At 44.4% G+C, this 14,573-nt stretch carries 12 protein-coding genes; 7 read left to right on the top strand and 5 right to left on the bottom strand.

The features are described 5' to 3' along the window. Positions 1-213: 213 nt before the first annotated feature. Together QJS82_RS08885 and QJS82_RS08880 are read left to right on the top strand one after the other, a co-directional pair. On the top strand, positions 214-591 hold the full coding sequence (locus QJS82_RS08885) for an arsenate reductase (RefSeq protein ID WP_281490254.1): 378 nt from the start codon (positions 214-216) through the stop codon (positions 589-591). A gap of 97 nt (positions 592-688) precedes the next feature. Further along, positions 689-1,048: a hypothetical protein gene (locus tag QJS82_RS08880; protein WP_281490253.1), complete on the top strand. Its 360-nt coding sequence runs from the start codon at positions 689-691 to the stop codon at positions 1,046-1,048. A gap of 84 nt (positions 1,049-1,132) precedes the next feature. Here the strand turns inward: QJS82_RS08880 and argB are convergent, their stop codons facing one another. The 5 genes from argB to QJS82_RS08855 form a co-directional block, all read right to left on the bottom strand. Next, the gene (gene argB, locus QJS82_RS08875; protein WP_201625626.1) at positions 1,133-2,044 is read right to left on the bottom strand and encodes an acetylglutamate kinase; all 912 of its coding nucleotides are present in this window, start codon (positions 2,042-2,044) and stop codon (positions 1,133-1,135) included. Positions 2,045-2,165: 121 nt separating this feature from the next. Next, complete coding sequence (locus QJS82_RS08870) at positions 2,166-3,902, bottom strand: phosphomannomutase/phosphoglucomutase (protein WP_281490252.1); 1,737 nt, start codon at positions 3,900-3,902, stop codon at positions 2,166-2,168. Positions 3,903-3,961: 59 nt separating this feature from the next. After that, positions 3,962-4,426 carry a dUTP diphosphatase gene (gene dut, locus QJS82_RS08865; protein WP_281490251.1) on the bottom strand — a complete coding sequence of 155 codons (465 nt, stop codon included), beginning with the start codon at positions 4,424-4,426 and terminating at the stop codon, positions 3,962-3,964. A gap of 146 nt (positions 4,427-4,572) precedes the next feature. Further along, positions 4,573-5,976 (bottom strand): magnesium transporter, encoded by a 1,404-nt coding sequence (gene mgtE / locus QJS82_RS08860; protein ID WP_281490250.1) that lies wholly within the window; start codon positions 5,974-5,976, stop codon positions 4,573-4,575. Between the two features lie 93 nt (positions 5,977-6,069). After that, the gene (locus QJS82_RS08855; RefSeq protein WP_281490249.1) at positions 6,070-8,103 is read right to left on the bottom strand and encodes a UvrD-helicase domain-containing protein; all 2,034 of its coding nucleotides are present in this window, start codon (positions 8,101-8,103) and stop codon (positions 6,070-6,072) included. A gap of 943 nt (positions 8,104-9,046) precedes the next feature. Here QJS82_RS08855 and ndhC point away from each other — a divergent pair. From ndhC to nuoF, 5 genes are all read left to right on the top strand, one after another. Beyond that, positions 9,047-9,670, top strand: coding sequence for an NADH-quinone oxidoreductase subunit A (gene ndhC, locus QJS82_RS08850; protein WP_281490248.1), 624 nt, complete (start codon positions 9,047-9,049; stop codon positions 9,668-9,670). A gap of 130 nt (positions 9,671-9,800) precedes the next feature. Further along, positions 9,801-10,469, top strand: coding sequence for a NuoB/complex I 20 kDa subunit family protein (locus tag QJS82_RS08845; protein WP_201562543.1), 669 nt, complete (start codon positions 9,801-9,803; stop codon positions 10,467-10,469). Between the two features lie 198 nt (positions 10,470-10,667). Then, positions 10,668-12,443, top strand: coding sequence for an NADH-quinone oxidoreductase subunit C/D (nuoC, locus tag QJS82_RS08840; protein ID WP_281490247.1), 1,776 nt, complete (start codon positions 10,668-10,670; stop codon positions 12,441-12,443). Positions 12,444-12,632: 189 nt separating this feature from the next. Further along, the gene (nuoE, locus tag QJS82_RS08835) at positions 12,633-13,142 is read left to right on the top strand and encodes an NADH-quinone oxidoreductase subunit NuoE (protein ID WP_201562539.1); all 510 of its coding nucleotides are present in this window, start codon (positions 12,633-12,635) and stop codon (positions 13,140-13,142) included. Then, positions 13,139-14,563, top strand: a complete 1,425-nt coding sequence (gene nuoF / locus QJS82_RS08830) for an NADH-quinone oxidoreductase subunit NuoF (RefSeq protein ID WP_281490246.1) — start codon at positions 13,139-13,141, stop codon at positions 14,561-14,563. The genes nuoE and nuoF overlap by 4 nt, the downstream gene beginning before the upstream one ends. The last annotated feature ends 10 nt before the right edge of the window (positions 14,564-14,573 follow it).

Genomic DNA, 14,573 nt, shown 5'->3' with positions numbered 1-14,573 from the left:
AGGTTGTTACAGATAAATTGGGTAAAATTTTACAATGCCATAGCATAGCGTAATTTGGCAAAAATTGCGACGATATGATGGGGTGTTTGCTCATCGTAAAGGCGATAAATCTGCAAAGTGAATACGCTTATGAATGTTTTCGTCGTCATAAACCAAATGCTGATGTCAGTTAGGTATAATAAACAAAATAATGATAATTGATTTGGAGTTTTTATGACCATCACTATTTACGGTATCAAATCTTGTGGCACGATGAAAAAAGCTTTTACTAAGCTTGATGCGCTGGGCGTTAGCTATGACTTTCATGACTATAAAAAACAAGGCATTGATAAAGATAGCGTACAGCGTTGGGTGGATGAGCTAGGTATTGATAAAGTATTGAATAAGCGTGGTACGACATGGCGTAAGCTGACTGATGAGCAAAAACAAGCCGCTGATGAAAACCTCAATAACGCTATCGATTTGCTGATAGAAAATACCAGTATGATTAAACGCCCAATAGTTGAAGGACAGCTGGCAGATAAAAATAATGGTCAGCCGATACTATTATGTGGTTTTGATGAAGCTGCGTTTGAGGCGGCTTTTTTATAAATAAGTGCTCATAAAAAAGCTATCAGTTTGGTAATTTATAAATTATTATTAGAATTAAGTTTGCTGGCTCATTATGTTCACGGACGAGGATAAGATTATGAGAAAATTAATATTGATATCAGCGTTTGCGTTAGCGCCTTTATTAACTATCACCGCGCAAGCTGCTGATACGTCAACCAAAATCACCTTTGCTAAAGACAGCTATTGCGGTAATTTTAGTGGCAATCTCAAAAACGGCAAAGTATTTCGTTTATGGTTACTGCCTGATCAAAACTTAGTGATTCGTAACGTCGGTGACGACCAAATCAGTGTCGCTTATGTCTCAGGGCCAGATGGGCGTTTGAGCGGCGATCGCTATGAAAATGAAAACTCTTATATCACCCAGCGAAAAGGCAATCACCACATGAAAGTATATGGCAACAGTAGCCATAGTAACGTAGAGTTTTGCGCTTATTAAACGATTCTAAATTAAGCAGCTTTGATAAATAAAAAAGCCCGAGCTTAGTATCTAAGTTCGGGCTTTTTTCATAAACTATTACAGCTATTCGTTAAGTAAGTCTAAATCACGACTGATCAAGGTACCAACCCCTTTATTGGTAAAAATCTCCAACAGCGTGGCATGCGGGACACGACCATCGACGATAACCGCACTTTTTACGCCGCTACGTACCGCATCAAGCGCACATTGAATCTTAGGAATCATACCGCCTGAAATCGTACCATCTTCAATCAGGCTGTCGACTGTCTTTGGCGTTAATCCAGTCACGACTTCACCGTCACGCCCTAATACCCCTTTAATATTGGTCAACAGCATGAGCTTTTCTGCCTGCAAAAACTCTGCAACCTTACCCGCGACCAAATCGGCGTTGATATTATAAGTATTGCCTTCTTCATCGACGCCAAGAGGGGCGATAACAGGGATAAAATCAGAGGCAATCAGCATATTAATCACATCTTTATTGACGCTGACCACATCACCGACGAAACCCAAATCGACGGGTACGGCAATACCATCTGCGCCGATTTTTTCCATCATTAACTTTTTAGCTAGGATTAAATTGGCGTCTTTACCCGTCAGACCAATCGCGCGTCCACCGTGCTTATTGATTAAGCTAACGATAGACTTATTAACGCTACCGCCGAGCACCATCTCAACGATATCCATCGTGCTTTTGTCGGTCACGCGCATACCGTCGATACGATCAGATTGACGACCAAGCTCTTTTAACAGATTATCAACTTGTGGACCACCGCCATGTACGACCACAGGATGCATACCGACGGTTTTTAATAAGACGATATCACGGGCAAATGAGCTTTCAAGCGCAGGGTCGGTCATGGCATTGCCGCCGTATTTGACAACGATGAGCTTATCAACAAAGCGTTGAATATAAGGCAGCGCCGTGGTTAATACTTCTGCGGTAATTTTGGCTTCATCCAAATTAAGCGTCATGACAAGCTCCTAAAAGACAGGGGTAAGCGGTGGATTAATTGAGGGTTTCTGTTTCTGTGTGGCGTTCTCTAATAAGACGTTCTCTAATAAAATAAAAGGTAAACAATCAGTTAAATGACATTTACTCAGCAACAATAGCCAAAATTTGCGTGGCTAAATGCTCGTTAAATGGGCGGCATAAAGCGGCGAACCTTGTTTGAATATCGGTAAGATCGGCGATGCTATCACCGGCGAAGCGCACGGTCAGATTTTGACTGGTATTTGATTGACGTAATACGCCAAACCCGCGCGCGAAATCCAAACGTACCCCATCGATACAGCTGAGCTTGGTGCCCACTGGTAATAATTTTTGCGCCTGCTCTAAAGTGGTATATTGGTTTTTAGCAGAACAGGTACAAATCGATGGCGCACAGCTAATGATTGCTTGTTGGTCAGGTTGGGTAATAAAAGCAGCTGATGTCGCATGAACCAATTGCTGTAAATACTGGCAGAATCTTGCCAGTTGCTGCACGATGGAACAGTCGGTAAGAGCTGTTTCTGTTAGCGGTAAATAATGGTCAGCTGTACTGACGATAATGGGTAAAGCATCAATAATACCAGCTAAGTTTATTGCACAATTTGGCTTAGTAGGCATTGGTTTAGCTAACCAATGGAGCAGTCGTAACGCGGCATACATGGCATCATCATAAAGAATAAAGTAGCTATCATTAAAAATGAAGTGCCCAGATAACTCGCCGGCAAAGATGATTTGACCGTCAGACTGCTGCATTTGTTGCCGCATTAAGCTGCTACCTGTTTTACTAATCACAGGCGTTGCGCCAAGCTCAGCAATAAGCTTTGGTAAATGATGGCAGCATTTAATATCAAAGAGTACTTGAGCGTTTGATAATGATTTCTTTAACGGCTGAGGGCGCTGATTGACAGCTACCGTTGCCAACAGATAAAGCAGATGGTCAGGAGTAACAACTTTGCCCTGATTATCAACCACCATTAACCGATCGCCATCACCATCAAAGGCGATACCTATATCTGCTTGATGCAGAAGTACGCTTTGCTGCAACTGCTTAAGACGCTGCGGCTCAGTCGGGTCCGGATTGCCGGCAGGAAAGTCACCGTCTGGCGTATCATTAAGTGCAATGACCTGCTGACAAAAATGCGTAAATAAAGGCTTAGCAATATTGCTAGTCGCGCCGTGCATACAGTCAATGACCACCACCAAATCAAGCTTGGAGAAGAGTAGGTGACTATCTTCTGCGGTCTGATTAAGAGGCTGATTATTATGTTGATAAATTTGCTTAAAAACTTTTGTAATAGCGTCGATATAAGCGCTTGCAACTTGCTTAGCAGGTAAATGCTGCTGTTTATGATAAACGGGCTTAGCAATGCTGTCCAAAAACGGGTTTTGCGTATCGTAGCTAGTCAGCTGACGATAGAGAACTTGAATATCTGCGCTGCTAGGCGAGATATGATTGACTAACCATTTAACCCCTAAAATGTCTTTAGCGGAATGGCTGGCAGTGATAATAATGCCATGTCCCTGATATTGCTCCGCCCAAAAAATCATCATGGGCGTGGTCACTAAGCCCAGTTGAATGACTTGTATACCTTGCTGAGACAAAATATGAGCAAGTGCCTGCGCAATGGTATCGCTATCACAGCGCACATCATAACCAATGACAACGATGGTTTTTTCGTTAGCGCTTTGGCTATTATTTTCGTTATTGGTTTTTTGCTGAAGTTGATAAAGATGAGCAAAAGCGTGCCCCAATGCGTGAATAAAATCATTGGTAAAATGCTGGCGCGAACCACGAATATCATAAGCACGAAATAAGGATTGCTGCGCAGCAAAAGACGGCATCGCTTACTCTCCTTATTGTCGTGATTGTTAAGTTATCATGATTGTTAAATCAGTACGGACTACTGACGACCAGAGTGCCCAAAACCACCAGCACCGCGCGCGCTGGTATCACTAAATTCTGCCACCACTTCAAACTCAGGACGAGCAACCGGTACAACCACATATTGCGCCATACGCTCAGCAGGGTTTAAGACAAAATCTTCATTGCTGCGATTCCAAATACTGACCATCAGCTCACCTTGATAATCGGCATCAATTAAGCCAACCAAGTTACCCAAGACGATACCGTGCTTATGACCGAGACCTGAGCGCGGTAAAATCATGCCAGCAAAATTAGGGTCTTGAATATAAACCGCAAGTCCGGTGCCAATCAAAAGCGTCGCACCGGCTTTAATCGTCAATGGCTCATCAATGCAGGCACGCAAGTCGATACCTGCGCTGCCATCGGTTGCACGTGTCGGTAGCGAGAACGCTTTATCTTCAGTAATTTTAGGGTTTAATACTTTAACTTGTACAGCTTGCATAACGCACTCACTTAACGATGTAATGGTGTTGTAAACAGAATGAAACACATTTTTAACTTTTAGGTTTTAAATGCTTAACAACAACTATTTTTATAAATAGCTGCTGATTGTTAACTTTTAGTTTTCAGATTTTCATAGGCGATTGACTAAAGAATCAACACGCTCGCCAAGCCCAAAAACGACATAAAGCCGACAATATCGGTCACAGTAGTCAAAATCACCGAGGCGGATAGCGCAGGGTCGATATTCATATGTTTGAGCATTAGCGGAATACTGATGCCTGAAACGTTGGCGGCGGTCATATTAATCGCGATAGCAAGCCCAATGACAGCACTGATTTTAATGTCATGAAACCACAATTGGGCAATAAACGCCATGATTATCGCCCATATGATACCGTTTATCGCCCCAACCCACAGCTCTTTATTTAATAACCATAGGCGGTTTGAACCACCGATTTGACCCATCGCCATACCGCGAATGACCACCGTCAGCGTCTGTGAGCCTGCAATACCGCCCATACTGGCAACCACTGGCATCAATATCGCTAGCGCCACTACTTTCGCCAGTACCGCTTCAAACTGGCCGATCACTGCGGCAGCTAACAGCGCGGTGCATAAATTAATACCTAGCCAAATACTACGGCTCTTAGCACTGGTCAAAATAGGTGCAAACAGCTCTTCATCTTGGCTGACACCAGCAAGGTTTTTCATGGTGCTATCGACATCATCTTGGATAATCTCCATGATATCTTCACCATTTAACTGTCCGACCAGCTCGCCATGACTGTTAATCACAGGGGCAAAGCGAATGTCTTCTGAACGGAAAATCGCTGCCGCATCTTGAATGTCTAAGCGGTCATTAATGGTAATGGCCGCATCAATTAATGCCGATACTAGGGTACGTTGGTCATGTTTAATCAAATCGACCAAACTTAGTAGCCCGAGTAATTGCTGGCTTTGGTCGACGACCAATAGCTCTTGGCTTTCGTCATCGAGCAAGTCGTCGTTTTCTCGCAGCCAGTTTTGTACTTCCGCTAGCGTAATATCGTCCCTAACCTGAATAAGATCAGGATCCATATAACTACCAACTTCCCAGTCGGCATAGGTATCAAGCTTATTAACCTGAATGCGGATATCTTCATCCAAAGTCGCCATCACCGAGGTACGCACACTTTCGGTAACGGTATCTAAAATCTCGGAGATATCTTGCGCATCAAGGTCTTGGGTAAAAAGCGATATCTCTTTTGAGGAGATATTTTCCATCAATGGCTGGCGCGTATCAAACTCTAGCTCAGCAAGCACTTCACCCTTAATGTTTTCTGGTACTTGTGCCCAAATCAATAAGCGATTTTGACTAGGAAACGACTTTAATAAGCTGGCAATCTCATACTCTGATTGCTTTGCTAAAAACTCGGTAATAGTCTCATAGGCTTTATTCGCGACCAACTCTTGCAAATACAGTAGCTTATATTCGCCGTTAGATTCCGCCGGATTATAGTCTCCCTGTCGTATCGATAGTCGTTCAGCATTCGGCGTCGAGGTGGGCATAAAGGTTCCAAATTTTTCAAAGGTATTAATATAAAAATTGAGTTTACCGCTCATGTAAAGAGCGGTAAGCATGATATCGCTTAAGTTTTAAACTTAACGATTACCTAATAAAGCACGAATATTGGCCAAGTATTCATCAGCAACTTTTTCAGGATCTTTGCTGGCCTTTTTCTTTTTCGCTTTGGCTGGCCAGTCGATATGATCTTCTGGTAACTCATCTAAAAAGCGTGATTCAGACGTGACGCGCATCTGACCGCCTGCTCGGCGTTGGGTGGCAAGCGTCAATGTCAGCTCACGACGGGCGCGGGTAATGCCCACGTACATTAAACGACGCTCTTCTTCGACCGTCTCGCTAAGAATAGAGTTGCGGTGCGGTAGCATTTCTTCCTCAAGCCCCATGATATAAACAAAATCAAACTCCAAACCTTTTGCCGCATGTAAGGTCATGAGGTTCACTTTATTGGTATTTTCTTCTTCTTGCTGCTGCTCAAGCATATCGAGCAATACCAGCTTACGAATGATGGTATCAATGGTACGGTCTTCATCTTCTTCGGCGCGATTAATCAGCGATTGAATACTGGTATAAAGCATGTCGATATTATCGATACGGTTTTTTTCTTGTTGTGGCGTTTTTGAGTCGCTACGGACAAAGTCGATATAACCCGTCTCGTCAATCATTTGGCGCACGATAGGCACAGGATCAGGATGCTGATCTAGCTCACGGGTATAATGCTCGATGAATTCACCAAACTCTTTTATGGTGCCATAGGCTTTAGACGGCAACACATGACTGAGACCCGCATGCGTACAAGAGGCCAATAGCGAGATGCTATGTTCTTGCGAAAATAAACCTAGTTTTTCTAGCGTTGCTGGTCCCATACCGCGCTTGGGCGTATTAATAATGCGCAAAAACGCACTGTCATCTTCTGGGTTGAGAATCAAACGCAGGTAGCCCATGATGTCTTTTATTTCGCTACGGGCAAAGAACGACTGACCACCAGACAATTTATAGGGCACTTGCAGTTGACGCAATTGCGCCTCTAGCATGCGTGCCTGAAAGTTACTGCGATATAGAACGGCATACTGTTCCCACTCATTGCCAAAACGCAGCTTGTGGGTAACAATTTCTTTTGCCACGCGCTCAGACTCATCGTCGTCATTACGGCAATTAATAATGCGAATTTTTTCGCCTTGACCTTTATCTGACCACAGCTTCTTTTCAAATAAATGTTCGTTATTCATAATGACGGCGTTGGCAGAGGTCAAAATACGCGTGGTCGAGCGATAATTTTGCTCAAGCATGACAATTTTTAACTTCGGGAAATCTTCTTTTAGCAGCGCCATGTTTTCAGGCTTAGCGCCGCGCCATGCATAGATAGACTGGTCATCGTCACCAACCACGGTAAAACGCCCTTGTGGTCCGACCAGATATTTGATCATTTCGTACTGTGCGGTATTGGTATCTTGATACTCATCGACGAGCAAGTAACGAATACGATTTTGCCATTTGTCGCGCAGCTCTCTGTTTTCACGCAGTATTTTGGTCGGTAATACAATCAAATCGTCAAAATCAACAGCATTATAAGCACGCAGATTGCGTTCATATAAAGCATAAAGGGTGGCAAAAATCATATCTTCTGGATCGTCCAAAGTTTCCATCGCCTTGTCCGGCTCAATCAGATCGTTTTTCCAATCAGAAATCATTTTTATCGCTTTGCCGACCAACTCACGACTTTCCGCACCGCTTAAATTGTCACGCATCATCAGCTCCATCAGCAGACGTTTGCTGTCGTCGCTGTCCATGATGGAGAAGTTACCTTTAAGCGGCGTATGAGTCAGTTCATAACGTAAAAACTGTAGCCCAAATTGGTGAAAGGTAGACACTGTCAGCCCGCGAGTTTTTTCACTTGGCAGCAATTTACTGACCCGGGCTTTCATCTCGCGCGCCGCTTTATTGGTAAAGGTCACCGCGGTAATGCGCTCGGCTGGCATGTTGCATTCTTCAATCAGATAGGCAATTTTACGGGTAATCACCGATGTCTTACCAGAGCCGGCACCTGCTAGCACAAGCAATGGACCAGATACGTAGAGCATCGCTTCTTGTTGTTTGGGATTAAGTTGACTCATAAGGTGACCTGTAAGACAAAAGCAAAAAAAGTAAGCAAAAGGAGGCGAGCTTCGATATTAACAGCCGCTAATTTCAATCAGTACTGCACGTATTACGCAAATCGATAGCGCAACATGACAACATAGCGTTATAGCTTGTTGCCTCATCTCGATATCAAAATATGGCGTCGGTAAGATTATTCAATCCGTCTGTTAATTTAGCTCATGGCAGTTAATATTTTGTGACAATTAATCATAACCGCTGTCGTTAAAATAGCTGCCGATACTACCATGAAATTCAGTGGGTCATTATAAAGCAAAAACCCCATCTTTGGGTGAGGAGTTGAAGGATGAGTGCCGAGTAAAAAAGCGTTTGGATTGCGTGACTTACACTATATATACCGGCGCCTTTTTAGAAATATGGATTTGGGCTTAATATAAGGTAACGTGTATATCATAGTTTATGGTAAAAAAAACATATTTTTTTTGCAGAGAAAATGACCGTTCAATGCAGTTAAAAACTAGCTTTTGATTACCGATATGCGTATAGTACGTAAATAATTTATGCCAGTTGTCACGTCATTGTTGACCACGTGTAATGAGCTATTAAATCAATTAAGTAAACACCGAATATGATATTGATTTAATACGTTGATCTTACGTTGTTACAAGATGCGTTGGGCGACCAGCCTTTTTATCCGTGTACAGAGCGGAACATCTACAGTTGGTCACGTCTGACATCGTCGTCAATAAGCTTGATAATTGGTTATTACCAGCACAGTAGCTATAATAGTCATTGATTTATACAATCACTGAGTTATTTAAACAAATTTACTCAAATAAAGTGACTCAATGACAGTTACTTTGTGTTTTCGTCTGCGTTACGCCTGTCGCCATTACTACCATTATTTGTGAGTATTTGCGGTGCGCTTGACACTCGATTGGGTGAGGAGCACGTATTATCATGTCTGCTTTTAATTGGTCAGCAATCGCTTTTATTTTAGCCGCCATTGGGCTAGTTGTATTTATGCTGGTCGTTCCGCGCTTACTTGGCGGTCGCTCTCAGGGCTCACAAAAAGAAGAGATATTTGAAGCGGGTGTTGTCGGAGCTGGCAACGCCCGCATTCGTTTGTCTGCCAAATTCTATTTGGTGGCAATCTTCTTCGTTATTTTTGATTTAGAAGCGCTGTATCTATACGCCTATGCGGTTTCCGTTCGTGAGGCTGGCTGGCTTGGCTTTGTCGCTGCCGCGATATTTATCACTATCTTGATTATTGGCTTGGTATACGAGCTTAGTCTGGGTGCGATGAACTGGGCACCGGCGGATAAACGCCGTAAGCAACCTCGCTTACACGCGGCTCCAGCAGGTTTCAATTTGGCAGACATCACCAAATTTGATGGCGTTGATGAGCTGATGGTTGATCCGACGGGTAAAATACCGGCGCAATCTTCAGGGCAAATTAATGTCTCGAACAACATTGAGACCAATCGTCGTCATTTGCAGAATATCGATCATATTAATACCACAGGTAATATAACCTCCGTGGATTTTGCCACCTCTGCGCAGCCCGATAAGGTCGAACGCTAATTGCTTATAGCTAGATTGCTTTAGCCTTATTCCAGTATGTCAGCACGATTAATTTATTCATAATAGAAGTTATGGCGCTCGTAGTGGCAATCTGATTGCCGCATGGCGCTTAAAATAAAGGTTGTATGTTATGAAATACACATTAACAAAAGCCAACCCTGATGCAGATACCTATCCTGCACAGACTAGTCAAACGGTCAATGATCCGCTCGAAGACGAAGTCAATAAAAACGTCTTTATGGGTCGTCTCGAAGACCTTGTCCATTCAACAGCAAACTGGGGGCGCAAGCACTCACTGTGGCCATTTAACTTTGGTACCTCTTGCTGTTATGTCGAATATGCAACTACCTTAACTGCGGTTCACGATTTATCACGCTTTGGTGCCGAAGTTATTCGTGCCTCGCCCCGTCAGGCGGACGTGATGATTGTTGCTGGTACTTGCTTTGTAAAAATGGCACCGGTTATTCAGCGTCTATATGAGCAAATGCTTGAGCCAAAATGGGTCATCTCAATGGGTGCTTGTGCCAACTCGGGCGGCATGTATGACATCTACTCAGTGGTGCAAGGCGTAGACAAAATCATACCTGTTGATGTTTATGTGCCCGGTTGTCCACCGCGTCCAGAAGCCTTGATTCAAGGCTTGATGCTGCTGCAAGAGTCGATTACCAAAGAGCGCCGTCCGCTGGGTATTCATGTCAATGAGCAGGGTATCTATCAGCCACAAATGACGCCTGAGCGTGACCGTAAGCAAGCAGATCGTATCGCTGTGAAAAACTTGCGTAGCCCAGATAGTATTTAATCAGCAAGTATGTAGCCAAACTGTATGTGAAAAAGCAGTATTTAAGCATAAGGTATTTTATTTGCTTGTTTGGCTCAATCATTCATAATCCGTAAAAATGCTCAGTACGCATATATTCATCGTAGTTCAGTTATGATCAACATAGTTCAGTTGTGTTCAACATAGCTTAATTATGATTAATGAAGGAATACATCATTCATGGTCACGGTAGTCGAAAACATAGATCCTAAGATTAAGCCTGTCCCAGCGGTTATCACCGAGCTTGAGCAGAAGTATGCCGGTAAGTTTGTCGTACAGCACACGGTGGATGAGATTCCAACGGTGTGGGTTGCGCGTGCCGACTTATTAGATGTTCTATTATACCTGCGTAAATTGCCAAAACCTTATGTCATGCTATTTGACTTATCAGCGATAGATGAGCGCTTGCGTCAACATCGCCAAGGGTTGCCTGACAGCGATTTTACGGTGTTTTATCATTTGATGTCGCTTGAGCGTAATAGCGATGTGCGTATCAAAGTCGCGCTAAGCGAAGACGATCTTAATGTACCGAGCGCTACCAAGATTTGGCCAAATGCCAACTGGTATGAGCGTGAAGTGTGGGATATGTTCGGTATTGTCTTTAGCGGTCATCCGCATTTAACCCGTATCTTATTGCCAAAATATTGGGAAGGTCATCCACTGCGCAAAGAATATCATGCGCGGGCCACTGAATTTACCCCATATTTCTTGAATACCGCCAAACAACAATACGAGCAAGAAAACCTGCGCTTTGTCCCTGAAGAGTGGGGCATGAAACGCTCGGGTCGTGATGAAGACTTTATGTTCCTGAACATCGGTCCTAACCATCCATCGGCTCACGGTGCATTCCGTTTAGTGCTACAGCTTGATGGTGAAGAAGTGGTCGATTGTATTCCTGATATTGGCTATCACCATCGCGGCGCCGAAAAAATGGCTGAGCGTCAAACGTGGCACTCATTCATTCCTTATACCGACCGGATCGACTATCTCGGCGGCGTAATGAATGAGCTGCCGTATATCATGTCGGTTGAAAAGCTTGCAGGTATTACCATACCGCCGCGCGCTGAAACCATCCGCGTGATGATGAGTGAGTTTTTCCGTATTACCAATAACTTGCTATTTGTCGGTACCTTTATTCAGGATGCAGGCGGTATGACCCCAGTATTCTATATGTTTACCGACCGCCAAAAAGCCTATGACGTCATCGAAGCCGTTACCGGTTACCGTATGCATCCAGCGTGGTTCCGTATCGGCGGTACAGCGCACGATTTACCGCGCGGCTGGCAGCGTTTGGTTCGCGAGTTCCTAGAATGGATGCCAAAACGTCTGGATGAGTATGTCAAAGCAGCGCTGCAAAATAGTGTGCTTAAAGGTCGTACCCAAGGCGTTGCGCAATATAATACCAAGCAAGCATTGGCATGGGGCGTCACTGGAGCAGGTTTACGTGCGACTGGTTTAGATTTTGATTTGCGTAAAGCGCGTCCGTACATGGGCTATGAGAATTACGACTTTGAAGTTCCAGTCGGCTATAACGGCGATGCTTATGATCGTTGTATGGTAAAAGTCGAAGAGATGCGCCAGTCGCTACGTATCATCCGTCAATGTATGGATAATATGCCGCAAGGTCCTTATAAGGCGGATCATCCATTGGCAGTACCACCGCCAAAAGACCGTACCTTGAATGACATCGAAACCTTGATTAACCACTTTATCTCCGTCTCTTGGGGTCCTGTGATGCCAGCGGGTGAGTGCACCACGATTGTGGAAGCCACAAAAGGCTTAAACAGTTATTACATCACCTCAGATAAAGCGACGATGAGCTATCGTACCCGTATTCGCACGCCGACATTTGCGCACCTGCAGCAGATGCCATCGGTGATTAATGGCTCACTGGTATCCGATGCCATTATGTATCTGGCATCGATTGATATTGTGATGGCCGATTGTGACCGCTAAGTGTTAGCCGTAATGCATTTATCATCATCTTTTATGACTGCTAAATGCTAAATGCTAAATATTAGAAGTTATAAATTAAAAGTAAGACACGTTCATTAATATGTTATCGCCAAACTGGCACACCAAAACGCTGTCGTTGCGCCATGAGCGCAACCTTAACAGTGGGCTGAGTGAGGAAAGAAAAAGATTATGAGAATTGTTTCCGATAAAATGCCAAAAGTAGATGTGGCAAGTATCTTAACCGCTGAAGAAATTGCAGCTATCCATGAGTTTATGCATCATTATCCTCATCCACGGGCAGCGTCTTTAGATGCACTAAAAATCGTGCAAAAGCGTAACGGCTGGGTCGATGATGCACAAGTCAATGCCATTGCTAATATCCTAAATATTCCTGTGACCGATATGGATGGGGTAGCAACCTTCTTTAACCGTATTTATCGTCAGCCAGTCGGTCGCAATGTCATTCTTATCTGTGATTCGGTCGCTTGTTATCTAACTGGTTATGAAGCGCTGGCGGCTGAATTAAAAGCGCAGCTGGGCATCGACTATGGTCAGACTACCGCTGATAACCGCTTTACGCTATTGCCGATTTGCTGTTTGGGCAACTGTGACAAAGGTCCTGCTGTCTTAATAAATGAAGACACCTATGGTCCTGTGCAGCCCACCGAAGTCGCCCAATTGTTGGAGCTATACGCATGAGTTTAACGATTTCAGAGCAGATTGCTCGTCGCGGTCAAGGCAAAGCGCCAAGCCAATTAAATGACCAGCGTATTCCTGTTTATGGCGATAAAGCGACCGCAACTAGTGAAACCAAACCGCTTACATGGCGCCTCGCCCATCACGATGCGGTATTGGATTTAGCCACTTATGAATCACTACGCGGATTTGAAGCTTTAAAGATGGCTTTAAACCAATCGCCAGCCGACACTTTAAATACCATTAAAGAATCAGTGGTCAAAGGTCGGGGCGGTGCAGGTTTCCCAGCTGGTATCAAATGGTCGCTCATGGCACCACCCGATGGCGGTCCACGTTATCTCGTCTGTAATGCCGATGAGATGGAGCCGGGTACTTTTAAAGACCGTCTCTTGATGGAGCGCCTACCGCTACAGCTTATCGAAGGTATGCTGATTTCTGCCTACGCGATTGGTGCAACGGCAGGTTATATCTTTATTCGTGGCGAGTATATCTTAGCAGCAGAGCGTCTAACGGCGGCGCTTGAAGAATTGCGTGCCAATAATTTGGTCGGCGACAATATCTTAGGATCTGACTTTAGCTTTGATTTGCACGTCCATACCGGCGCTGGTCGTTATATTTGCGGTGAAGAAACCGCTTTGATTAACTGTCTTGAAGGTCGCCGTGCCAATCCGCGTACCAAACCACCGTTTCCACAGGTGGCAGGTGCATGGGGTCGTCCAACCGTAGTTAATAACGTTGAAACTCTGCATAACGTTTCAGCGATTATTTTGCACGGTAGCAAATGGTATCAAGACTTACCAAAAGCCAAAGGCGTGGTCGAAACTCCGGGTACCAAGCTATTTGGTTGTTCAGGTCTGGTCAATGATCCCGGTCTATGGGAGCTACCATTTGGTTATACAGCGCGCGAAATTATCGAAGATTTTGCTGGTGGTATGCAGGAAGGTAAAAAGCTTAAAGCATGGTTACCGGGCGGCGCATCAACCGACTTTTTAACCGCTGATCATCTAGATACCGTCGTCGATTTTGACACCATTCAAAAAGCCGGTAGCCGTATGGGTACTGGGCTAATCATGGTCGTCGATGAAGAACAAGATATGGTGCCATTACTGCGCAACCTTGAGATTTTCTTCCAACGTGAATCGTGCGGTTGGTGTACGCCATGCCGTGATGGTCTACCGTGGGGCGTAAAAATATTGACCGCCATTAATGATGGTCAAGGTCAAATCGGTGACGTTGAGAAGTTAGAAGGCTTAACCCGTGATTTATGGATCGGTAAAACCTTCTGTGCCCATGCGCCGGGTGCGATGGAACCACTAATGAGTGCAATTAAATATTTCCGTCCTGAGTTCGATCAAAAAATTGCGCAGGCGGTTGGTGAAGATGTCATTGAGGCTGCAGCCAATCAACAGCCAGAAGTGAAATAAGGAGAGCGGC

The organism is Psychrobacter maritimus, assembly GCF_029953575.1.
Taxonomy (GTDB): domain Bacteria; phylum Pseudomonadota; class Gammaproteobacteria; order Pseudomonadales; family Moraxellaceae; genus Psychrobacter; species Psychrobacter maritimus.
This window is presented reverse-complemented; position numbering and strand designations above follow the sequence as displayed.